This is a genomic window from Pelomonas cellulosilytica, assembly GCF_021353265.1.
Taxonomy (GTDB): Bacteria; Pseudomonadota; Gammaproteobacteria; order Burkholderiales; family Burkholderiaceae_C; genus Pelomonas; species Pelomonas cellulosilytica.
In genome coordinates, this window is sequence record NZ_JAJTWU010000002.1 from 646,878 (window position 1) to 667,846 (window position 20,969).

The 20,969-nt window shown below is 69.6% G+C and carries 14 protein-coding genes; 7 read left to right on the forward strand and 7 right to left on the reverse strand.

Going from position 1 to position 20,969, the window contains the following annotated elements; all coding sequences use genetic code 11:
• Positions 1–27 precede the first annotated feature (27 nt).
• Positions 28–2,091 carry a primosomal protein N' gene (locus tag LXT13_RS06870; protein ID WP_233371063.1) on the forward strand — a complete coding sequence of 688 codons (2,064 nt, stop codon included), beginning with the start codon at positions 28–30 and terminating at the stop codon, positions 2,089–2,091.
• Between the two features lie 10 nt (positions 2,092–2,101).
• Here LXT13_RS06870 and LXT13_RS06875 read toward each other — a convergent pair whose 3' ends face one another.
• Both LXT13_RS06875 and LXT13_RS06880 read right to left on the reverse strand, forming a co-directional pair.
• Complete coding sequence (locus tag LXT13_RS06875) at positions 2,102–2,455, reverse strand: hypothetical protein (RefSeq protein WP_233371065.1); 354 nt, start codon at positions 2,453–2,455, stop codon at positions 2,102–2,104.
• Between the two features lie 114 nt (positions 2,456–2,569).
• Complete coding sequence (locus LXT13_RS06880) at positions 2,570–4,630, reverse strand: ATP-dependent helicase (protein ID WP_233371067.1); 2,061 nt, start codon at positions 4,628–4,630, stop codon at positions 2,570–2,572.
• A gap of 17 nt (positions 4,631–4,647) precedes the next feature.
• On the opposite strand from LXT13_RS06880, the gene LXT13_RS06885 reads away from it, so the two are divergent.
• The gene (locus LXT13_RS06885) at positions 4,648–4,944 is read left to right on the forward strand and encodes a hypothetical protein (protein ID WP_233371068.1); all 297 of its coding nucleotides are present in this window, start codon (positions 4,648–4,650) and stop codon (positions 4,942–4,944) included.
• Between the two features lie 63 nt (positions 4,945–5,007).
• On the opposite strand, the gene LXT13_RS06890 is transcribed toward LXT13_RS06885, so the two are convergent.
• From LXT13_RS06890 to LXT13_RS06905, 4 genes are all read right to left on the reverse strand, one after another.
• Positions 5,008–7,608 (reverse strand): hypothetical protein, encoded by a 2,601-nt coding sequence (locus LXT13_RS06890; protein ID WP_233371071.1) that lies wholly within the window; start codon positions 7,606–7,608, stop codon positions 5,008–5,010.
• A gap of 189 nt (positions 7,609–7,797) precedes the next feature.
• Positions 7,798–8,739, reverse strand: a complete 942-nt coding sequence (locus LXT13_RS06895; protein WP_233371073.1) for a serine/threonine-protein kinase — start codon at positions 8,737–8,739, stop codon at positions 7,798–7,800.
• 174 nt (positions 8,740–8,913) lie between these two features.
• Positions 8,914–10,269, reverse strand: a complete 1,356-nt coding sequence (locus LXT13_RS06900) for a sensor histidine kinase (protein WP_233371075.1) — start codon at positions 10,267–10,269, stop codon at positions 8,914–8,916.
• Entirely contained in the window at positions 10,269–11,612 is a 1,344-nt protein-coding gene (locus tag LXT13_RS06905; protein ID WP_233371076.1) for a sigma-54-dependent transcriptional regulator, read from the reverse strand. The genes LXT13_RS06900 and LXT13_RS06905 overlap by 1 nt, the downstream gene beginning before the upstream one ends.
• A gap of 205 nt (positions 11,613–11,817) precedes the next feature.
• On the opposite strand from LXT13_RS06905, the gene LXT13_RS06910 reads away from it, so the two are divergent.
• The 4 genes from LXT13_RS06910 to LXT13_RS06925 all read left to right on the forward strand — a co-directional run bounded on the left by LXT13_RS06910 (position 11,818) and on the right by LXT13_RS06925 (position 16,725).
• Positions 11,818–13,488, forward strand: a complete 1,671-nt coding sequence (locus LXT13_RS06910) for an OFA family MFS transporter (protein ID WP_233371078.1) — start codon at positions 11,818–11,820, stop codon at positions 13,486–13,488.
• Between the two features lie 69 nt (positions 13,489–13,557).
• Positions 13,558–15,840 carry an FdhF/YdeP family oxidoreductase gene (locus tag LXT13_RS06915; protein WP_233371080.1) on the forward strand — a complete coding sequence of 761 codons (2,283 nt, stop codon included), beginning with the start codon at positions 13,558–13,560 and terminating at the stop codon, positions 15,838–15,840.
• A complete protein-coding gene (locus LXT13_RS06920) occupies positions 15,830–16,078 on the forward strand; it encodes a hypothetical protein (RefSeq protein ID WP_233371082.1) in 249 nt (82 codons plus the stop codon). The genes LXT13_RS06915 and LXT13_RS06920 overlap by 11 nt, the downstream gene beginning before the upstream one ends.
• Positions 16,079–16,110: 32 nt before the next feature.
• Positions 16,111–16,725, forward strand: a complete 615-nt coding sequence (locus tag LXT13_RS06925; RefSeq protein ID WP_233371084.1) for a glutathione S-transferase family protein — start codon at positions 16,111–16,113, stop codon at positions 16,723–16,725.
• A gap of 593 nt (positions 16,726–17,318) precedes the next feature.
• Here the strand turns inward: LXT13_RS06925 and LXT13_RS06930 are convergent.
• Positions 17,319–18,845 (reverse strand): Do family serine endopeptidase, encoded by a 1,527-nt coding sequence (locus LXT13_RS06930; RefSeq protein ID WP_233371086.1) that lies wholly within the window; start codon positions 18,843–18,845, stop codon positions 17,319–17,321.
• 279 nt (positions 18,846–19,124) lie between these two features.
• Between LXT13_RS06930 and LXT13_RS06935 the strand changes: the two genes are divergently transcribed.
• Positions 19,125–20,858 carry a methyl-accepting chemotaxis protein gene (locus LXT13_RS06935; RefSeq protein WP_233371088.1) on the forward strand — a complete coding sequence of 578 codons (1,734 nt, stop codon included), beginning with the start codon at positions 19,125–19,127 and terminating at the stop codon, positions 20,856–20,858.
• Positions 20,859–20,969 lie beyond the last annotated feature (111 nt).

The following is a 20,969-nucleotide window of genomic DNA, read 5'->3' on the forward strand; positions in this document are numbered from 1 at the left end:
AGCTTCAAGAAACGACGGGAGCGCTGCGTGGCTGAATCTCAGCTGCCCGAGACTGTGCGCGTGGCGGTCGACGCGCCGCAGCACAGCGGGCTGACGGCGCCACTTGACTATGCGAGTGAGCAGGCGCTCGCCCCCGGCTCGTTGGTGCGGGTGCCGCTGGGCAGGCGAGAGCTGCTGGGCGTCGTCTGGCCTGGCGAGGCCGCCGCGCCGGACGTGGCCTTGCGACCCGTCGCCGCCGTGTTCGACGCCCTGCCTCCGCTGGGGCAGGACTGGTGCCGGTTGCTGGAGTTCGCCGCCGGCTATTACCAGCGCAGCGTTGGCGAGCTGTCCAGCGCCGTGCTGCCGCCGCAGCTGCGCGAGTTATCGCCGGATCAGCTCGCCGCGAGGCTGCGCAAGCTGGAGCGCAAGGCGGCCAAGAGTGCGGCGCCCACCGAGCCAGCCCGGCCGGTGCTGAACGGCGAACAGGCCGAGGCCGTTGCCCGCATCGAGGCACAGCGGGCCTCCGCCGTGCCGAAGCCGCTGCTGCTGTTTGGCGTGACCGGCAGCGGCAAGACCGAGGTCTACCTGCGCGCGGCCGAGGCAGCGCTGGCCGCCGGCCGGCAGGTGCTCGTGCTCGTGCCCGAGATCAACCTGACGCCGCAGCTCGAGGCGCGCTTCACCGAGCGCTTCGCGGCGCTGCTGCCCGAGCCGCTGGCCATCGTGTCGCTGCACAGCGCGCTGACGCCGGCACAGCGCCTGCAGAACTGGCTGGCGGCCCACCTCGGTCGGGCACGCCTGGTGCTGGGCACGCGGCTGGCCGTCTTCGCCTCGCTGCCGGATCTGGGCCTCATCGTCGTCGACGAGGAGCATGATCCCTCGTACAAGCAGCAGGACGGCGCCCGCTACTCCGCGCGAGACCTGGCCGTGTGGCGCGCGCATGACCTGAAGGTTCCCGTCGTGCTGGGCTCGGCCACGCCGTCGCTGGAGAGCTGGCAGCACGCGGAGTCGGGCCGTTATGAACGGCTGACAATGAAGCTGCGCGCGGCCGGGGGCGACTTGCCTCGGGTGCGGCTGTTCGATATGAAATCGCTGGCGGCCACACCCGGCGTCACGACGGCGCTGACCGCGCCGCTGCTGGGGGCACTGCGAGAACGACTGGACCGCGGCGAGCAAAGCCTCGTGTTCCTGAACCGACGGGGCTACGCCCCGGTGCTGCACTGCGGCGAGTGCCAGTGGAAGAGCGACTGCCCGCACTGCAGCGCGTGGCGTGTCTTCCACAAGCGCGACCGCACGCTGCGCTGCCACCATTGCGGCTTCACCGAGCGCGTGCCGAGCGCCTGCCCCAACTGCGGCAACCACGACATCGCGCCCATCGGCCGCGGCACCGAGCGGCTGGAGGAGCAGCTGGCCGAGGCCCTGCCCGGCGCACGTGTGCTGCGCATCGACGCCGACTCCACGCGTCGCAAGGGTGAGCTGGAGGCCCAGTTGAAGGCCGTGCATGACGGCGATGTGGACATCCTCGTCGGCACACAGATGATCACCAAGGGGCACGACTTCCAGCGCATCCGCTTCGTCGCCGCGGTGAACCCGGACGGCGCGCTGTTCAGCAGCGATTTCCGCGCGCCTGAGCGGCTGTTCGCGCTGCTGATGCAGGCCGGCGGGCGGGCTGGGCGGGGCGCCTCCGGCGAGCATCCGGCCGAGATGTGGGTGCAGACCTGGCATCGCGACCATGCGCTTTACCAGGCGCTGGCGCGGCACGACTACGTGCGCTTCGCGACCGACCAACTGGCCGAACGCCGCTCGGCCAGCCTGCCGCCGTTCTCACATCTGGCGTTGCTGCGGGCCGAGGCGCGGACCGCGGAAGCGGCGCAGGCCTTCCTGGCGGCCGCGGCTGAGCTGGTGCAGGACGCCGAGGTGCTGGTCTACCCGCCGGTGCCTCATGCCGTCGCGCGCGTCGCCGACGTGGAGCGCATGCAGATGCTGGTGGAGGCGGGGCAGCGCGCGCGGTTGCAGGCCCGGCTTCGGGCCTGGATGCCGGCGCTGATCGCGCTGAAGAAGGAGCACAAGGCCGTGCTCCGGTGGGCCGTGGATGTGGATCCGCTGGCTATCTGACGGCGGGTGATCAGCGGCGCGGGGCTTGTCCCAGCGTGCTGGCGAGTGCCGCGGCGCGGCGTTGCTGTTCCTGGCGGCGCAGCGCGCGGCCGACGGGGCGGTAGAGGGCGAGGGCCAGTGCACCCAGGCCGATGGCCAGCGTGCCGGCATCAAGGTCCATCGGCAGGCCGGTGGCGTCGGTGTCGACCGGCGCTTCGGCCGGTTCCCAGCGGCGGTTGTTCAGCGCGCCGAAGCCGCCGCCCAGGCGGCCGGCGTCGGCCATGACGACGGCGGCACCGTCACTCGCGGCGTGGGGCTCACGAGTGGCGCCGGCGAAGGTGGACGAGCTCAGGGCAGCGAGGGCAGCAAGGAGAACGGCTTTCATGATGCGGGGCCTACCGTGAGGAAGAGGAAGAACTGAAACGGATTGTTCCCAGCCTAGCGCGGCAAGGCTGTGAAGACTTCACACGCTTCGGGGGATCCCCCGTGAATGGGCGATTCAGCCGCTCTTTTCGTCGTCTCGCGCCGCGGCCTTGGCGGCAAATTCGGCGCGAATCCGTTTCAGCTTCTCACGCGGGTCCTCGCGGTTGCCGGCCTCGTGAAGCTTCATTTCGGCCAGGAAGCGGCTCGGAATCCCCACGACGGTGTCGCGGCCTTTCTTGCGCCGGCGCAGTGTGGAGACCGCCAGTGTCGTGCGCGCCCGCGTGATACCCACGTACATGAGCCGCCGCTCCTCCTGCAGCGCCTCGGCCGTCATCTCTTCCTCATCCCGTTTGAACGGCAGCAGGCCCTCGTTGACGCCCGCCAGCACGACGTGCGGCCATTCCAGCCCCTTGGACGCGTGCAGCGTCGTCAGCGTCACTTGATCCTGCTCCTCGCCACGCTCGGCAAGCGACAGGATGACGGAGATCGTCTGCGCCACGTCCAGCACGCTCTGCTTGGGCTCGGTGAAGCTGACGCCGCCTTCCTCGCTGTGCTGACCGCCGCAGCGCTTGGCGATCCAGTCGACGAAGTCCAGCACATTGCCCCAGCGCGCCTGCGCGACCTTCTCGTTCTCCTCGCTGTCGATGAGGTGGGCCTCGTAGCCGATGTCCTTCAGCCACTCGGTCAGCATCGCATGCGCGGCGGTGTGGCCTTCGGTGTGCTTGGCCTTGTACTGCAGCTCGTTCACGGTGCGGCCGAACTCGTGCAGCTGCGCCAGCGCCCGTGCCGTGACGGCCGTGGCCAGGCTCTCGGAGAACAGCGCCTCGAACATGCTGCACTTCCACTGCGCCGAGAAGGTGCCCAGGGCGCCCAGCGTCGTATGGCCGATGCCGCGCTTCGGGGTCGTCACCGCGCGCAGGAAGGCCGGGTCATCGTCCTGGTTCACCAGCAGGCGCAGCCAGGCGCACAAGTCCTTGATCTCGGCCTTGTCGAAGAAGCTCTGGCCGCCCGACACCTTGTACGGGATCTGCGCGCGGCGCAGCGCCTGCTCGAACACGCGGGCCTGGTGGTTGGCGCGGTAGAGGATGGCGAAATCCTTGAAGGCCGGACCCTTGCCATCGGCGCGCAGCTGCTGGATGCGGGCCACAGCGCGCTCGGCCTCGTGCTCCTCGCCGTCGGCCTCCAGCAGCGCGATGGGCTCGCCGTCGCCATATTCGCTCCACAGCTTCTTCTCGAACAGCTTGGGGTTGCCGGCGATGACGTTGTTGGCCGCGCGCAGGATGCTGCCCGTCGAGCGGTAGTTCTGCTCCAGCGGGATGACCTTGAGCGCCGGGTAGTCCTGCGGCAGCCGCTTCAGGTTTTCGATCGTCGCGCCGCGCCAGCCGTAGATGGACTGGTCGTCATCGCCCACGGCGGTGAACATGCCGCGCTCGCCCACCAGCGCCTTCAGCAGTTCGTACTGCACGGCGTTGGTGTCCTGGTATTCGTCCACCAGTACGTAGCGCAGCTTGTCCCGCCATTTGTCGCGCGCTTCGGCGTCGGTCGTCAGCAGCTTCAGCGGCAGCGTGATGAGGTCGTCGAAGTCCACTGCCTGGTAGGCGGCGAGGCGTTCCTGGTAACGAACCATCACTGCGGCGGCCGAACGCTCGTCCTCGTCCGCGGCGATCTGCGCGGCCTGAAGCGGGCCGATGCCCTGGTTCTTCCACAGCGAGATCGTCCACTGCCAGCGCTGCGCCTGCTTGGCGTCCGTCGTGCTGCCGGCGTCCTTCAGCACGTTCAGCACGTCGTCGCTGTCCAGGATGGAGAACTGCTCCTTCAACCCGAGCCGCGTGCCCTCCTCGCGCAGCAGCCGCACGCCCAGTGAGTGGAAGGTCGAGATCGCCAGGTCCTTGGCCGCCCTGTTGCCGACGAGCTGCTTGGCCCGCTCGCGCATCTCCTGCGCGGCCTTGTTCGTGAACGTGATGGCGGCGATCTGGCTTGATCGGTAGCCCGACGCGAGCAGCTGGGCGATCTTCGTCGTGATGACGCGCGTCTTGCCCGAGCCCGCGCCGGCGATGACGAGGCAGGGGCCGCTCAGATGGTGGACGGCTTCGAGCTGGGCCGGGTTGAGGCCGGCGGCCGGGGGTGCTGCGGACATGGGGCGCGGATCATAGGATGGCTCAGCATCTGGGCGCGAAGTCGCTGCCTGACGTTCAGGAGATCTTCAAATGCGCCTCGAACGCCCTTGGAACCGATGCCTACGGACGGCCACGCTTGCCCAGCGGTCATGAGCCGGGCGACCTTCCGCTCAACTATCTAAAGTCGTTGTGGCCCGCGCTCCTGCCCGCGGTTCGAATGCTTTGCGAGGAGCCGAAGAACTGGCACATCCTCTGTGGCCTGGCCATTCAGCAGGCGCTGGAGTGGGGCAAGGGGGTGATCGACCCGGAGCTCGAGCTGCGCATTGTCATGTAGAGCGCTATTCCGAGGTCGAAGGTGGATATCGGCAGTCTGGCAGGTTAGGTGCATGCGGGGCGGTCAGGCCACTCGGGCAACACCTTCCCCGGGCAATGCCCTCAACCCCAACCCCAGCAGCAGTAGCGTGAAGAACAGGAAGCCGATGCGCGCGGCATCGAGCTGGCTGTCGAACGCGCCGACCGTGCCGAAGCCGATCAGCGCAGCGAAGATGGCCGGCGCCAGCGGGTGGTCGCGGCCGCGGCCGAAGCTCAGTCGCGCCAGCGCCAGCACGTAGATGCTGCCCATCAGCGCCAGTCCCAGCAGGCCTTGCTCGAACAGCACATGCAGCGCCACGTTCTTGATGTGCCAGGGCAGGTGGTGGCGGTCGCTGGAGAAGAACCAACGGGCCATCTCGCGGTTGAAGTCGCCATTGACGAGCAACGCATGGCCTTGCGCGTCCTGCACCGCCACGCGCGCGATGTCGACGCGCGCGCCCTGCGTGTCCAGCGCCATCGAGAACGTGACGAAGCGCGGCGCCCACCAGTCGCCACCCATGGCCGGCGCGTTGCCGAGCTGCACCTGGCGCGTCTCCCAGCCGGGCGGGCTGCCGGTCGGGCTGCCCTCCTGGCGCAGCGGCTTGAGCAGCTGTTCCGTGCCGATGCAATCGGCCGGGTAGATCAGGTTCTTCTCGCAGATCTGCAGCACGATCTGCGCATCGCTCGCCGTGCGGCTGACCAGCGTCAGCGTGACCGGGCCGGGCGATGGCGCCGCGATGCGCTGGCTGACGCGGAACTGCTCGCCGCTGCCCAGCATGTGCTGGCCGGCGGTCAGCGCGAGGTAGGCCTCGCCCTCGTCGGTGCGCAGCCGGTAGTCGCCCGCCCGGGAGCTGAGCGGTCCTTCGTACAGGTTGCTGCTGACGAAACGGCCCGTGCCCTTGCCAAACAGCCATTGCCGCCCGCCGTGTAGCAGGCGCAGGCTCTCGTGCCAGTGCGTCAGCCGGGTCTGGCCGTCTTCCTTCCAGCTGGCGAGGCGGTCCCGCAGGTAGCCACCGCCGCCCAGTGCCGCGACGACCGACAGCACCAGCAGCAAGCCCGTCACTAGCAGCGCCCGCTTGCGCCAGCCGGCCTTGCCGCGGTGGCCGGCGCCCTGCAGCGGCCACAGGCGTGGCTCCACCAGCATGGCCGCCCACAGGCCGCCAAGGGCCAGGCCCGCGGCCAGCGACGTCCAGCGGCCTGCCGTGCCGCCCCAGTAGTCCGCCACGATGACCATCGTGGCCAGCAGCCAGAACCAGCACGTCGTCACGAGCAGCACGTAGACGGGACGTGTCTGCGTGGGCTCGTCGCGCCAGCGCAGCGCGGCACAGCACATCAGCGCGACGGCGTTGAGTACGTAGGCGGCCTTGGGCACCGCCATCGACAGCGCCCAGCTCGCACCGCCCAGCAGCAGCGCCAGCACGCCGCCCATCAGCACCGCCATGATGCGTTGGCCCAGGCTAGGCCGCCAGAGGCTGGCCGGCATGGTCAGCAGGATGATCATGACGAAGAACAGCGCCAGCAGCCCGCGGTAGCCGCCCCCGCCGAACACCAGCATGGCGGCCAGGCCAAAGGCACCCGCCATCGCCAGCGCGCCGAGCTTGGCCAGGCGCGGCAGCGGCTCGTCCACCGGCCCCAACGTGCTGTCAATGTGGCTGCTCTCGGCGCCCGAGGCCGCGGCGCGACGGCGTTGCGCATCGGCCAGCAGCACCATGGGCACCAGGCCCAGCGGCAGCGCCAGGTAGACGCCGCGCGAGAACGTCGTCAGCACCGCATAGGCCGCCAGCAGCGCGATGCCCAGGCCGATGGCGAAGCGCCACGGCGAGCGCGTGCGCAGCAACGCCAGCAGCGCGAACGGCAGCGTCATGACGAGGAAGCCGTCCAGCGCGGCGCCTCCCACATGCATTTCCCAGAACAGCGCCGTCGTGCGGTAGTCGGTGGAGAAGTCCAGCAGGCCCGTGTAGGCCAGGCGCTCCCACAGTGCCGACGCGCTGCCGCCGGCCAGTGCGAGCACCAGCCCCAGCAGCAGGCCGCGCGAGAAGCCCCGGGGCCGCGCGGCGGCGGCGGCCGTCCACAGCGGCAGCAGCGCCAGCACGAGGAACAGCGCCTTGGCGTTGCGCACCGAGTTCATCGCCTCGTGGTAACCGTGAAACCAGCCGAAGTGGAAGCCGCCGGCGTCGGCAAAGCCGCGCTTGACGCTCCACAGCAGCGACAGCGCGAGTGCGCCGACCAGTACGACGGTGGCCGTCGAATACACCAGCCCGTGTCGCCACGCCGGCGCGCGGTCGCGGGCGTTGAGCTGCAGCGCATAGGCCAGGTAGCCGCCGCAGCCGCAGGCGGTGACGAGCAGGTCCTGCTCCTCGAACGTGATCCAGCCGCTCCACGGCGCCAGGCCGATCAGCGGCAGCGGCGCCAGCAGCAACACTGGAGTCTTCACCCAGAAGACGGCGGCCGCCAGCGCGCACGCGCCCCAGGCCGTCAGCGCCAGCGGGCCGGACAACGGGTGGTGCCAGGCCAGCACCAGACCCAGCAGGCCGAGCGCCAGCCCCGCCATGAGGGCGAACCACTGTGTCTTGGAGGCGGGCAGGCGCAGCTGCAGCTCTCCGAGGCCCATCAGGCCCGCTACGGGCGCCATGCCGACGGCTGCCATCAGGCCGCGTGCCGCTGTCCGGCGTTGCGCGTCACGGCCGCCGGATCGTCAGCGACCTGTCGGCGGGCGTTGACCAGGGGAGCGAGCAGCGGCGTACGGCGGGCCATGGCGGATCCGGAAGTGGGGACCGCATTGTTGCCCAGCACCCCGGTCAGGCGCATCCCGGAAACCCCGTTGCCGGGCGGCAGGTCAGGCGCGTCTCTGCACCGGCCAGAACCAGCGCTTCCACCACGCCGGCCGCGGTGCGGACTCGGTCGTGGCGGTGCGCGGCGGGCTCAGGCGCAGCCAGTCCCGCAGTTCGTCGGCCAGCCCCTCGGCGCCGCGCGTGCGCAGGTCGGGAGACTCGGCCATCGTGGCGTAAAGCAGTGCATCGAGCTTGACGCGTTGCTCCTCGCCCAGCGACGGCCAGGCCTGAGTCACGCTGGCGCGCAGAGGCGCCAGGCCGCGCGGCGTGTCCTCCCAGCCGCAGATCACCATGCGGGCGAACGCGCCGAGCCCGTAGACCTCGCTGGCCAGGCTGGGCGGCCCGCCAGCACGCCGCTCCGGCGCGACGAAGGCTGGCGCGGCACCCAGGCTCAGGCCGCGGTCGAAGGGGTCGGTGGGGTCCGGGATGCGGGCCAGACCCAGCCCCATCAGGCGAACGCTGCCGTGCGGCCCCAGCCACACCATGGCCGGGTCCAGCTCGGTCAGCAGCCAGCCCTGTTGGTGCGCCGAGCGCAGCGCCTCGCAGAGCTGGATCAGCAGCTCGATGCGCTCGCGCAGGCCCAGCTGCGGCAGGCGCGGCAGCAGCGGCTCGCCGTGTTCGCCTTCGACGATCAGGTACGGATGGGCGTCGGGTGTCACGCCGCTGTCACTGGGCACGGCGATGTGAGCGTGTTGCAGCCGGGCCAGGTCGCCCGCCTGGTCGGCGTAGCGGAGCATGACGCCCGCGCCCTGATCGCTGCGGTCCAGCACCAGCACGGCCGCCTTCTGCGTGGTGGCCAGCGCATGGTGGGCGCTGTACCACTGCCCCGCGTGGGCCTGCTCGCCATCGGCCAGCGGCCGCTCCAGCCGCCACACGCCGAGCACCTGGCCTTCGTCCAAGGGAGCGGCGGCAGCGGGCGGCGGCAGTGAGAGGTTGGGCATGCGCATGCGCGGCATATTAGGGGTGACCCGTAGCCCCGGCCATCCCCCAGCTGCGGCAAAGCCTTCCGGCTGCGGATTCGCTCACGGCCAGGATGCGTCGTCTTTGTGACGATGCGTTGCGGCTGCTTGCGCTCGCCCGGTGGCCGACCCGCCGAACGTCAGCCCGCGACGCGCACGGCTTCAGTGCGCCGGCCGCGCGGCTTGCCGGGGCAGGCCGACGGCCACGCGCAGGCCGCCGCCCTCGCGATTGGCCAGCGTGATGCGGCCGTCGTGCGCCTCGGCGATCTCCCGCACCAGCGCCAGTCCCAGGCCGGTGCCGCCCTGGCTGCCGGGCTCCGTCCTCTTGGTCGAATAGAACGGCAGCAGCGCGTGAGCCAGCACGGTCTCGCTCATGCCGGGGCCGCGGTCCAGCACCTCGATGCGCAACTCGCCGCCGTGCACGCCCAGCTGCAGCGCGACCTCGGCCGGGTCGCTGCCGGACTCGTGCGCGTTCTTGATGAGGTTCAGCAGCGCCTGCTCGACCTGCGCCGCATCGAACCAGCCCGCCTCGGCGGGCAGCGCGCCTTCGACGCGGAACTGGCCCAGCGTGGCCAGCCGGGCCAGGAAGGCCGCTAGGTCCACCGTTTCGCGCCTCGGTGCCGGCAGCTTCGCGAAGCGTGCGTAGCCTGACAGGAAACCGTGCAGGTGCGCGGCCCGTTCGCCGATGCTGGCCAGCACCTGCAGCAGCCGCGGGGTGTCGCCGCGCCGCGCGAGCTCGGCGCTGCTGTGGGCCAGCGACGAGATCGGCGCCAGAGAGTTGTTCAGCTCGTGGCTCAGCACGCGGATGACGCGCTTCCACGTCGCGACCTCGGCGCGTGACAGCTCGCGCGTCATGCGCCGCAGCAGCCGCAGCCGGTGCGGCTGGCCCTGCAGCCGGAATGTGCGGGTGCTGTGGTGAAACGTCTCCTCGGCGCCATCGGGCAGCGTGACGGTGAACAGCCGGTCGCCGTCACCCGCCAGCGCTTCGCGCAGCGTCTCGGGCTGGGCTGCGATGACGGTGGCGAAGTCCAGCCCCACCAGGCTGCGCCCTTCGCCCAGCAGCTGTCGCGCGGCCAGGTTGGCGATCGCGATGCGCTCGCTCGGTGCCGTCAGTACCAGTGCCACAGGCGTGTTCTGCACGACAGTGTCCAGCAGCAGCTCGCGCTGGGCCAGGTGCTGGCGCTGCTCCCGCAGGCTCAGGCCCAGCTCGGCGTGCAGCCGCATCAGCTGCGCCAGCTCGCGCGGCCCGTCGGCGGCCAGGCTGAGGCTGAAGTCGCCGTCACGGTAGCTGAGCACAGCGCCTTCGAGTGCACGTGTCAGCCGCCGCAGCGGCGCCAGCCACAGCGCGGCCAGCCAGGCCAGCAGCGGCAGCATGACCACCACGGCCGCAGCGAAGGCGAGCTCGCTCGCCAGGCCCAGGCGGCGCAACACGAGCACGACGAGTGGCGGCGCCGCGGCGGAGGCGGCCAGCGCCAGCAGCGCCCGCGCTCGTAGCGACATCGACCCCGGCCGCTTCATCAGGGTGCGATCCCGTAACGCTCCAGCCGCCGGTACAGCGCCTGGCGCGACAGCCCCAGCTGCGTCGCCGCGCGGCTGACGACGCCGCCGGCCGCATGCAGTGCCGCGATGACGGCGTCGCGGCTCGGCTCGTCGAGGTTGCGCCATGCCCCGGCGCCGCCGGCCGCTGCGTCCTCCAGCCCCAGCAGCGCTGGCGTGATCTCGCCGCCCTGGCCCAGCAGCGCGGCGCGCTCGACGGCGTTCTTCAGCTCGCGCACGTTGCCCGGCCAACGATGGGCCAGCAGCGCGTCGCGCGCGGCGTCGCCCAGCCGCGCACGGCCGGCCAGGAAGTGCTCCGCCAGCGGCAGCACATCGTCGCGGCGGTCGGCGAGCGGAGGCAGCTTCAGCTCGATGAGGTTGAGACGGTAGAACAGGTCCTCGCGGAACGCGCCTGACTTCACCATCGCGCGCAGGTCGGCGTTCGTCGCGCTCAGCACGCGCACGTGCGTCTGCCGGGTCTTGCTGGAGCCCAGGCGCTCGAACTGGCCGGTCTCCAGAACGCGCAGCAGCTTCACCTGGCCGGCCAGCGGCAGGTTGCCGATCTCGTCAAGGAACAGCGTGCCGCCGTTCGCCGCCTCGAAGCGGCCCATGCGCGCCTTGGCAGCGCCGGTGTAGGCGCCCGTGTCGCTGCCGAACAGCTCGGCCTCGATCAGTTCGGCCGGCAGCGCGCCGCAGTTCAGCGCGACGAAGGGGCCTTCTCCGGTGGTGGAGTTGGCGTGTACGAAGGCCGCAATGCGCTCCTTGCCGGCGCCGTTGGGACCGGTGATGAGCACTGGCACCGGCGCCGCGGCGATCTGCCCGGCCAGCTCCAGCAGGTTGGCCATCGCGTCCGACGCGAACACGACGCCGGCCAGGTCGAAGCGCCGCGCCAGCGCGGCGTGCCGGGCGGCCCGCGCCTCGCGCAGCTGTGCGATCTCTCGGTTGGCCTCGCCCAGTTCCAGCAGGTTCTCGACGGTGGCCAGCAGCTTGGCGTCGTCCCACGGCTTGGCGAGGTAGTCGGCCGCGCCGGCCTTGACGAGCGCGACCGCCGCGTCCAGCCGCGTCCAGGCGGTCAGCAGGATGACGGGTAGGTCCGGCCGCTTCGCGCGGATGGCGCGGAACAGCGCCTCGCCTTCCTCGCCGGACGTCGTGTCGGCGGTGAAGTTCATGTCCTGGATGACGAGGCCGAACGGCTGCGCGTCGAGCAGCGCCAGTCCCTCGGCGGGGCTGGCGGCCATGCGGGCCTCGATGTCGTGCAGGGACAGCAGCAGCTCAAGCGCCTGGCCCACGCCAGGGTGGTCGTCAATGATCAATACACGTCGCATGGCGGTTGAGGATAGGGGCGTTTCGCACCGTCGCCGGCATTAACGACCCGTTACCACGCGCCCGGTAAGACTAGGTGTTTACACGGCCGACCAAACGTGACCATGACACGGAGTGACTCCTATCCTCCCCCGGCGCCCGTGCACCCCTGCGGGCGTCTTTCGTCGCCGCGACCGCGGCCTGTAATCATCGTCTGAGGGAATCGACATGTCTTCTGTGGGAATCGATGCCGTGCCCGGTCCGGGCCGGAGCGCCGGCTGGCTCGACAAGGAGCACACCATCGCCGGCGCCGGGTTCAACCGCTGGCTCGTGCCGCCGGCCGCACTGGCCATCCACCTGTGCATCGGCATGGCCTATGGCTTCTCCGTGTTCTGGCTGCCGCTGAGCAAGGCGCTCGGCATCAAGGAGTCCATCAAGTGCGGTCCGGACGTGGGCTTCTTCCAGGAGCTATTCATCACGAGTTGCGACTGGAAGGTCTCGACGCTGGGCTGGATGTACACGCTGTTCTTCGTCTTCCTCGGCTGCTCTGCCGCGCTGTGGGGTGGCTGGCTGGAGCGCGCCGGCCCGCGCAAGGCGGGTGTCGTGTCGGCGCTGTGCTGGTGCGGCGGCATGCTGATCTCGGCACTCGGCATCCACAGCCACCAGTTCTGGCTGATGATCCTCGGCAGCGGGGTCATCGGCGGCATCGGCCTGGGGCTGGGCTACATCAGCCCGGTGTCCACGCTGATCAAGTGGTTCCCCGACAGGCGCGGCATGGCCACCGGCATGGCCATCATGGGCTTCGGCGGTGGCGCGATGATCGGTTCGCCGCTCGCGGCCGAGCTGATGAAGTCCTTCGCCACGTCTACGGATGTCGGCGTCACGCAGACCTTCGTCGTCATGGCGCTGGTCTATTTCGTCTTCATGATGGGCGGCGCACTGGGCTACCGCGTGCCGCCCACCGGCTGGAAGCCCGAGGGCTGGACACCGCCGGCCGCGCAGACCGGCAACGCGATGATCACGCAGCGCCACGTGCACGTGAAGAAGGTCTGGGGCATCCCGCAGTTCTGGCTCGTGTGGGTCGTGCTGTGCATGAACGTGTCGGCCGGCATCGGCGTCATCGGCATGGCCAGCCCGATGCTGCAGGAGGTATTCGGCGGCTCGCTGATCGGCGTGCCCGCAAAGTTCGTCGAGCTGGACAAGGCGCAGCTGGCGACCATCGCCGGCGTGGCCGCGGGCTTCACGGCGCTGCTGAGCCTGTTCAACATCGGCGGCCGTTTCTTCTGGGCGAGCCTGTCCGACAAGCTGGGCCGCAAGATGACCTACGTCGTCTTCTTCGTGCTGGGCGGCCTGCTGTACGCCAGCATCCCGAGCAGCGCCGCGGCCGGCTCCACGCTGCTGTTCGTCGGCGCCATCTGCGTCATCCTGAGCATGTACGGCGGCGGCTTCGCCACGGTGCCGGCCTACCTGGCCGACCTGTTCGGCACGCAGATGGTCGGTGCCATCCATGGCCGGCTGCTGACGGCCTGGGCCACGGCCGGCATCCTCGGCCCGGTCGTCGTGAACTACATGCGCGACTACCAGCTGGGCCTGGGCCTGCCGCGCGAGCAGGTCTACAACCAGACGATGTACATCCTCGTCGGGATGCTTGCCGTGGGACTCGTCGCCAACCTGATGGTGAAGCCCGTGGACGCGCGTCATTTCATGAGCGACGAGGAACTGGCGCAGGAAAAGAAGCTGGCCCGCGAGCGCGCCGCTGCCTCTGAGGCCGGCATGGTCGCAGGCACGTCCGCGGCGACCTCGCCGGTGATCGTCGTGCTCGCATGGGCGGCCGTCGGCATCCCACTGGCCTGGGGCGTCTACAAGACCCTCATCAACGTCGGCAAGTTCTTCCACTGAGCGCCGGCCCTGATAGGCTGACCAGCCCCGCTGCCATCCCAGGCGCGGGGCCATTTTTTCGACGACGACATGAGCGAACAGAAGATCGAGTGGTACGACGGCCCGGCTGGGGGCTGGGCGGCGCTGAAGAGCGTGGCCCACCACCTCAGCGAGCAGGGCGTGGCCGTCAAGGGCGCCAAGACGCTACTGCATGCCAACCAGGCCGACGGCTTCGACTGCCCCGGCTGCGCCTGGCCCGACCGCGATCACCGCTCGACGTTCGAGTTCTGCGAGAACGGCGCCAAGGCCGTGGCCAACGAGGCCACCGCCCGGCGGGCGACGCCGGAGGTCATCGGCGCGAAGACGTTGCGTGAGTGGACCGAGGCATCGGATTTCGAGCTGGAGGCCACCGGCCGGCTGACCGAGCCCATGGTCTACGACGCTGACAGCGACCGGTACCGCCGCACGACGTGGGACGACGCCTTCGCGCTGATCGCGCGCGAGCTGCAGGCCCTGCCGGACCCCAACCAGGCCATCTTCTACACGTCGGGCCGCACCAGCAATGAGGCCGCTTTCCTGTACCAGCTGTTCGTCCGGGAGTACGGCACGAACAACTTCCCCGACTGCTCCAACATGTGCCACGAGCCCAGCGGCTCGGGCCTGCGGCCCACCATCGGCGTGGGCAAGGGCACGGTCACGCTGCAGGACTTCGAGCAGGCCGACTGCATCCTCGTCTTCGGCCAGAACCCCGGCACCAACCATCCGCGCATGCTGGGCGAGCTGCGTGCGGCCCGAAAGCGCGGCGCGCGCATCGTCAGCTTCAACCCGCTGCGCGAGCGCGGTCTGGAGCGCTTCGCCGACCCGCAGAACGCGCTGGAGATGGCGACGCTGGGCGATTCGCCGATCAGCAGCCACTACTTCCAGCTGAAGGTCGGTGGTGACTTCGCGCTGCTCAAGGGCATGTGCAAACGCGTCGTCGAGCGCGATGCGCTGGACACCGCCTTCATCAGCGAACACACGCAAGGCATCGACAGCTTCCTCGCCGACCTGCGCTCCCAGCCCTGGGAGCCGCTGGTCGAGGCCTCAGGCCTGACGCGTGAGCAGATCGAGCAGGCGGCAGACCTCTACATTGCCAGCGAACGCGTCATCGCCTGCTGGGGCATGGGCATCACGCAGCACCGGCATTCGGTTGCGACGATCCAGATGATCGTCAACCTCTTGCTGCTGCGCGGCAACCTTGGCCGGCCCGGGGCGGGCGCCTGCCCGGTGCGCGGCCACAGCAACGTGCAGGGCGACCGCACGATGGGCATCTTCGAGCGGCCCGCGCCGGCTTTCCTCGACCGTCTGGGCGAGGTCTTCGGTTTCGAGCCGCCGCGCGAGCATGGCGTCGACACCGTCGGCGCCATCCAGGCTATGCTGGACGGCCAGGGCAAGGTCTTCATCGCGATGGGCGGCAACTTCGCCGCCGCGACGCCCGACACGGCGGCGACCTGGCGCGCGCTGCGCCAGTGCGAGCTGACCGTGCACATCACGACCAAGTTCAACCGCAGCCACGTCGTGCACGGCCGGCAGGCGCTGGTGCTGCCGGTGCTGGGCCGCACCGAGATCGACATGCAGGCCACCGGCCCGCAGGGCGTCACGGTGGAAGACTCGATGAGCATGGTGCACCTGTCGATGGGCATGAACGCGCCGGCCAGCGAGCACCTGCTGTCCGAGCCGATGGTCGTAGCCCGCATGGCCGCCGCGACGTTGCCGGCCAGCCGCACGCCGTGGCCGCAGCTCGCGGGCGACTACGCGGCCATCCGCGACAAGATTGAGGCCGTGCTGCCGGACTTCGCCGGCTTCAACGAGAAGGTCAGGGCGCCCGGCGGCTTCCGGCTGCGCAACACCGCCAGCGAACGCGTGTGGGCCACGCCGGGTGGCAGGGCGCAGTTCACGACGCACGCGCTGCCCACCGACAACGCCATCGCGCGTGTCGCCGAGCGGCAGCGGGACGTGCGCGTCTTCACTCTGACGACGCTGCGCTCGCACGACCAGTACAACACGACGATCTACGGCCTGGACGATCGCTACCGCGGCGTCTACGGGCACCGCCGCGTCGTCTTCATCCATGCCGACGACCTGAAGGACCTGGGCCTGCAGGCCGGCGAGTGGGTCGACATCACGAGCCTTTACGTCGCAGAGGGCGGCACGGAGGTGCAGCAGCGCCGTGCCGAGCGCTTCCTGCTTGTGGCCTATGACATCCCGCGCGGTTGCCTGGCCAGCTACTACCCCGAGACCAACCCGCTGGTGCCGCTAGAGAGCTTCTCCGTCACCGCGCGCACGCCCACCAGCAAGTCCATCCCCGTCGTGCTGAGCCCGCATGCCGGATGACGGGGTGCTGCGGCTTCTGCAGGCGCTGGACGAAGGCGAGGGGGTGGCCCTTACGCGCCTGGCCAAGCGGCGTGGCGAGCGTGTCAGCGTGCTGCTGCGCGAGCTGACGCTGTTCAGCGAAGCGACGCTCGGCGGTGTGACGGGACCGGGCTGGGTGGTGCTGCAGGTGGATGACGGCGGCCGATGGACCGCCCGATTGACCCCTGCGGGCCGTGCGGCGATCGGCCCTGGCGGATGATGGGACTTTGACCTCCTCACTGAGCTGATTCCATGAAACTTCTCGGCCGCCTGACCTCCATCAACGTCCGAAAGGTGATGTGGACCGTTGCGCAGCTCGGGCTGTCGCTCGATCGCGAGGACTGGGGCACGGGTTTCCGTACCACGCAGGATCCAGCCTACCTGGCGCTCAACCCCAACGGGTTGATCCCGGTGCTCATCGACGGCGACTTCGTGCTGTGGGAGAGCAACAGCATCTGTCGCTACCTTGCAAACAAGCTGCATGCCACGACGCTACTGCCCACCGAGCCGCAGGCGCGAGCCCGTGTCGAGCAGTGGATGGACTGGCAGGCTGGGGAGCTCAACAACAGCTGGCGCGTCGCCTTCATGGCGCTGGTACGCGGCCAGCCGGCGGCGCCGGAGAGCATCGCCGCCAGCGTCGGAAGCTGGAACCGCTACATGGCCATGCTGGACGCGCAGCTGGAGCGTACCGGCGCCTGTGTGACGGGTGACGACTTCACTTTGGCCGACGTGGTGTTGGGGCTCTCCACGCAGCGGTGGAAGAACGCGCCGATCGAGCGCGTTTCATTGCCGGCAGTTGACGCCTGGATGTCGCGGCTGACCACTCGACCCGGGTTCGCGGATTACGTGGACAACGGGATGGCATGAGGCGCGCTCTGGAGGGCAGCGGCGTTCCGGTGCTTGATGTGAGCTCCTGCCGACAACGCTCGCCAGAGCCTGGATGCTCAGGCACCGTGCTGGCGCATTAAGTTCGTGGCGACGAATGGCCGTTCCCTACGCTTGGCGATGTTTCGTTTGTGAGGCCTCTTGTGCTGCGGGAACTGACCGCTGCATCGCTTGTGGTTTCCCGGCCTGCGCGACCGGAGCCGAGATCGACGCGGCGCGTCGCGGGAGTTTGCCGCCTGCCCCCTCTGGTGCGCGGACCTTGACGCCCGGTTTGACGCAGGCGCTCAATGACCTCGACGGGTTGCCGGCATGGCGCCGCCTGCTGGTGCTGTGCGGCGCCGTGTTGGGCATCGGTGGGGGCATCGGCTTGAAGACTGCCTGGTCATTCGCGATGCTTGGAACGAGCGCCGCTGCAGTTGTCGCCGGCGTGTTCTTGATGACTCTGGCTCTGCGACGGCAGGGCGGTAGTGAGAGGTGGTGAACGACGGGCCGCATCGCCCCGCGGGCGACGCTGACCCGCTATATGGAAAGGCGGAACGGCCGTCGCGTGCAGGTCGCGCCGGCCACTCTTCGCGTCAGCCCAGCCGCACCGGCACAAAGATCTGCTGACCGTCGCGCGCGACGAGCAGCGCCACCTGCTTGGGCTTGTCCTTCATGACGTCGCGCACCTGGTCGATGTCGTTGACCGGCTTGCCGTTCAAGGCCAGCAGCACGTCGCCCGGCTGCACGCCGGCCAGTTGCGCGGGGCCGCCGACGCGTTCGATGAGCAGACCGTGGTCCAGGCCGGAGCCGCGCAGCTCCTGCTTCTCCAGCGGGCGCAGCGCCAGGCCCAGTTGGCCGCCCTCGGGCGCGGCGGCGGCCTGCTCGGCGTCCTTGTCGGCGCGGCCCAGCGCCACGGTTTCGCTGTGGCGGTTCTTGTCGCGCCACAGGTCCAGCCTGATCTTGTCGCCCGGGCGTGCCAGGCCCACGCGGCTGGACACGTCGCCCGCCACTCGCACCGGCTCGCCGTCGATGCCGGTGATGACGTCGCCCGCCTTGAGGCCCGCCTTGGCCGCGGCGCTGCCGGGCTGAACGCTGGAGACGAGGGCGCCGTCCGGTGCTTCCAGGCCGAAGGACGCGGCCAGGGGCGCGGACAGGTCCTGCAGCGTGACGCCCAGCCGTGCGTGCTCCACCTTGCCGTGGGCGACGATCTGCTCCTTCACCTTCAGCGCCACGTCGACCGGGATGGAGAACGCCAGGCCTTGGAAGCCGCCGCTCTGCGAGTAGATCTGTGCATTCACGCCGACCACGCGGCCGGCCGCGTCGAACAGCGGGCCTCCCGAGTTGCCGGGGTTCACGGCCGCGTCGGTCTGGATGAAGGGCACGACGCTGTCTCCCGGCAGGCTGCGGCCCTTCGCGCTGACGATGCCTTGTGTGGCCGTCTGCTCGAAGCCGAACGGCGCGCCGATGGCCAGCACGTAGTCGCCCACCTGCACCTGTTTCGGGTCGCCCAGCTGCACCGTGGGCAGGCCCTTGGCGTCGACTTTCAGCACGGCGATGTCGGTGGCCGGGTCGCTGCCCAGCACCTGGGCCGAGAACTCGCGACGGTCGTTGAGCTTGACGGTCACCTGCTTGGCGTCGCGCACGACGTGGGCGTTGGTCAGGATCAGGCCGTCGGTGCTGATGATGAAGCCCGAGCCCTGGCCGCGGAACGGCTGGGCGCCCGGGTTCATCTGTTGCGGCATGCGCAGGCCCGGGATGCCGCGGAAGAAGCGGAAGAACGGGTCGTCGTCGTCCGCGCCGGGGCCTTGCATGACGGCTGGCCCGTCCACCTTGTGCAGGCCGGCGACGGTGATGCCCACCACCGCCGGACCCTGCGTCTGCACGATGGCGCGGTAGTTGGGCAGTTGGGCCGGCGGCATGGCCAAGGCCGGCGTGGCCACGGTCGCCGCCGTGGCGGTCGCGCCGACGCTTGCCGTGTCGCCGGCTGGCGCGGCGACGAGGGGCTTGTCCTTGAACAGGCCAGGCACCGTCCAGCCCGAAGCGGTGGTGCTCAGCGTCACGCCTGCGCCCAGCAGGGCGGCAGCGGCCGCAGTCAACGTCAACTTGGCAGTCTGGGTCATGAAGTTCTCCTCAGCCGGCTGCGGTGCAGCCGTTGAGGCGGACTCTAGAAACGGCCGGTGAGGGCTGCATGAGGCCAAGGTGAGGCGAGGGTTAAGGCGCTGCCTTGCACCGGCCGCCATGGAGAGACGCGAACTAATGCGCCGCGGAAGCGGCTTCCGGTGCATGGCACTTGAATTGATAAATTTGCGAGGTGAAACTAGGCGTAATCAGAACTTCCGGCGCTTGCGCTGCCGCCGGCCATTTCTCACTGCGGCGCTCAACTTCAGGGATCGGACATCATGTTCAACCACCTCAGGATCGGGGCGCGGCTCGCCTTGGGTTTTGCGCTGCTGCTGCTGCTGTGCACCATCGCGGGTCTCGGCATGTACCAGTCGTCACGACTCAACGCCAATGCGATCGATTTGGCAGACAACTGGTTGCCCAGCGTTCGGTCGTTAGGCGATCTGCGCGCGAAGGTCAACGGGTTGAGGCGTGCCTCGATGCGCCATGTGCTGGAGGAAAGCGATGCGGGCAAGGCGACACAGCTTGCCACCCACGACCAACTGCTGAACAAAGATATTCCGGCTGTGCTCGCCGAGTATGAAAAGCTGGTGTCCTCTGCTGAGGAGGCGGCGTTGCTCGAACAGATCAAGACGCTGTGGGCGGCGCACCTGAAAGATGACAAGCAGCTCATCGCGCTGTCTAGTGGTGGCGTTGAGCACTTCGCAGAGGCGCGCAGCTACTCGACTCATCAAGCCTCAACATCCTTTTCCGCGCTCCTCAAGGCGATCGAGCAGGATGTTGAACTGAATGTGAAGGGGGCCGTCGCAAGCGGAGACGCGGCAGCGGCTACTTATCGCTCGGTGCTCTGGGTCAATGCGGTGGCCATCGCCATCGCTCTGCTCAGCGGCATTGCGCTTGCGGTGGTCATCTCGCGCAGCATCGTCCGGCCGCTGCATGAGGCCGTGGGGGTGGCCAAGGCCGTGGCTGGCGGTGACCTCACGTCCGCCATCCACGTACAGGGCAAGGACGAAACCGCCGATCTGCTCGGCGCGCTGGGCGACATGAACGACAACCTTGCCCGCATCGTCGGCCAGGTGCGCAACAGCAGCGAGAACATCGCCACCGGCTCGGCCCAAATTGCCACCGGCAACCAGGACCTGAGCCAGCGCACCGAAGAGCAGGCGAGCAACCTGCAGCAGACGGCGGCGTCGATGGAAGAGATGGCCGGCACCGTGCGGCACAACGCCGACACGACGCAGCAGGCCAGCGCACTGGCCCAGCAGGCCTCGGCCGCGGCGGTGAAGGGAGGCGAGGCCGTCGGTGCTGTCGTCAGCACGATGCAGGACATCTCCGCCGCGCCGCGCAAGATCGTCGACATCATCGGTGTCATCGACGGCATCGCGTTCCAGACCAACATCCTTGCGCTGAACGCAGCGGTGGAGGCGGCGCGCGCCGGCGAACAGGGCCGCGGCTTCGCCGTCGTGGCCAGCGAGGTGCGCAGCTTGGCCGGCCGATCGGCCGATGCGGCCAAGGAGATCAAGTCGCTGATCAGCGCCAGCGTCGAGAAGGTCGAAATGGGCACGCGCCAGGTGGATGAAGCTGGCAGCTCAATGACCGACATCGTCACCCAGGTGCAGGGCGTCAACCAGCTCATCTCTGAGATCGCCAACGCGACGGCCGAGCAGTCCAAGGGCATCAGCCAGGTGGGCGAAGCCGTGAACCAGCTCGACCAGGTGACGCAGCAGAACGCCGCCCTGGTGGAAGAAAGCGCCGCCGCGGCAGATAGCCTGAAGCACCAGGCCGCCGCGCTGGCAGAGGCCGTGCGCGTCTTCAAGCTGGCTGATCAGCGGGCTGTCGCGCCTGCCGCGCCGGTGGTGCGCAAGGCCCTCCTCGCGCCGTTGCCCGTCCGCAAGCCTGGCGGGGCGCTAAAGGCCGCCAGCACCGCGAAGGCTGCACCGGCTCGTCCAGCTCAGGCAAAACCGGCTGGTGCACTCGCACTGGCGGGCTCCGACAACTGGGAATCCTTCTGAGCCCCAGCCCTTCGTCGTCTCACCCTTCCTTCAGCGCTGTGGGAGCAGGCTCGATTCTCAGCGAGCCTGACTGCTGCCTGTCGGCGGCCCGTCCTGGAGGTCGGCGTTGTG

What these genes read in the sequence shown, in the direction of transcription:
- LXT13_RS06925 (WP_233371084.1), top strand. Translation starts at nt 16,111, where the DNA reads ATGAAACTTCTCGGCCGCCTGACCTCCATCAACGTCCGAAAGGTGATG.
- LXT13_RS06885 (WP_233371068.1), top strand. Translation starts at nt 4,648, where the DNA reads ATGGCTCAGCATCTGGGCGCGAAGTCGCTGCCTGACGTTCAGGAGATC.
- LXT13_RS06910 (WP_233371078.1), top strand. Translation starts at nt 11,818, where the DNA reads ATGTCTTCTGTGGGAATCGATGCCGTGCCCGGTCCGGGCCGGAGCGCC.
- LXT13_RS06900 (WP_233371075.1), bottom strand. Translation starts at nt 10,269, where the DNA reads ATGAAGCGGCCGGGGTCGATGTCGCTACGAGCGCGGGCGCTGCTGGCG.
- LXT13_RS06875 (WP_233371065.1), bottom strand. Translation starts at nt 2,455, where the DNA reads ATGAAAGCCGTTCTCCTTGCTGCCCTCGCTGCCCTGAGCTCGTCCACC.
- LXT13_RS06915 (WP_233371080.1), top strand. Translation starts at nt 13,558, where the DNA reads ATGAGCGAACAGAAGATCGAGTGGTACGACGGCCCGGCTGGGGGCTGG.
- LXT13_RS06935 (WP_233371088.1), top strand. Translation starts at nt 19,125, where the DNA reads ATGTTCAACCACCTCAGGATCGGGGCGCGGCTCGCCTTGGGTTTTGCG.
- LXT13_RS06905 (WP_233371076.1), bottom strand. Translation starts at nt 11,612, where the DNA reads ATGCGACGTGTATTGATCATTGACGACCACCCTGGCGTGGGCCAGGCG.
- LXT13_RS06895 (WP_233371073.1), bottom strand. Translation starts at nt 8,739, where the DNA reads ATGCGCATGCCCAACCTCTCACTGCCGCCGCCCGCTGCCGCCGCTCCC.
- LXT13_RS06920 (WP_233371082.1), top strand. Translation starts at nt 15,830, where the DNA reads ATGCCGGATGACGGGGTGCTGCGGCTTCTGCAGGCGCTGGACGAAGGC.
- LXT13_RS06890 (WP_233371071.1), bottom strand. Translation starts at nt 7,608, where the DNA reads ATGGCAGCCGTCGGCATGGCGCCCGTAGCGGGCCTGATGGGCCTCGGA.
- LXT13_RS06880 (WP_233371067.1), bottom strand. Translation starts at nt 4,630, where the DNA reads ATGTCCGCAGCACCCCCGGCCGCCGGCCTCAACCCGGCCCAGCTCGAA.
- LXT13_RS06930 (WP_233371086.1), bottom strand. Translation starts at nt 18,845, where the DNA reads ATGACCCAGACTGCCAAGTTGACGTTGACTGCGGCCGCTGCCGCCCTG.